Origin of the sequence: Maribellus luteus (assembly GCF_003576475.1) — a bacterium.
GTDB lineage: Bacteria > Bacteroidota > Bacteroidia > Bacteroidales > Prolixibacteraceae > Draconibacterium > Draconibacterium luteum.
The window spans coordinates 1-551 of sequence record NZ_QWGR01000222.1; the positions used below are offsets into that span (position 1 = coordinate 1).

Annotated in this window: 1 protein-coding gene; it reads left to right on the plus strand. The window is 66.1% G+C overall.

From position 1 onward, the window contains the following. On the plus strand, nucleotides 1-551 hold a 551-nt coding region (locus D1614_RS24760; protein ID WP_175579320.1), incomplete at both ends, for an FAD-dependent monooxygenase.

The window sequence follows — 551 nt, forward strand, 5'->3', positions numbered from 1 at the left end:
TCTATCGTGCGCGTGAAGTGACCGGCTTCTCGCAAGACGACCGCGGCGTCGACGTCACGCTGTCCGACGGCGAGGTGCTGCGCGCGCAATACCTCGTCGGCTGCGATGGCGGGCGCAGCACTGTCCGCAAGGCCGCCGGCATTGAGTTTGCCGGCTGGGACGCCACGAACAGTTGGCTCATCGCCGAGGTACACACCACGCAGCCGCCGCCCTTTGGCTTCAAATACGATGCCATCGGCCGGCACGCTGTCGCGCCAATGGAAGACGGCAAATGCGTCCGCGTGGTGCTGACCGAGCGACAACTCGGTACCGATAATGCGCCCACGCTCTCGGACCTGAGCGAGGCGCTGATCGCCGTCTATGGCACCGACTTTGGCGCGCATCGTCCGAACTGGATCTCGCGGTTTTCCGATATGGCTCGCCAGGCCGTGGCCTACCGCGACAGACGTATGCTGCTGGCAGGCGACGCCGCGCACGTGCATCCGCCCATGGGCGGCCAGGGCCTGAACATGGGCATGCAGGATGCCGTGAACCTCGGGTGGAAGCTGGCC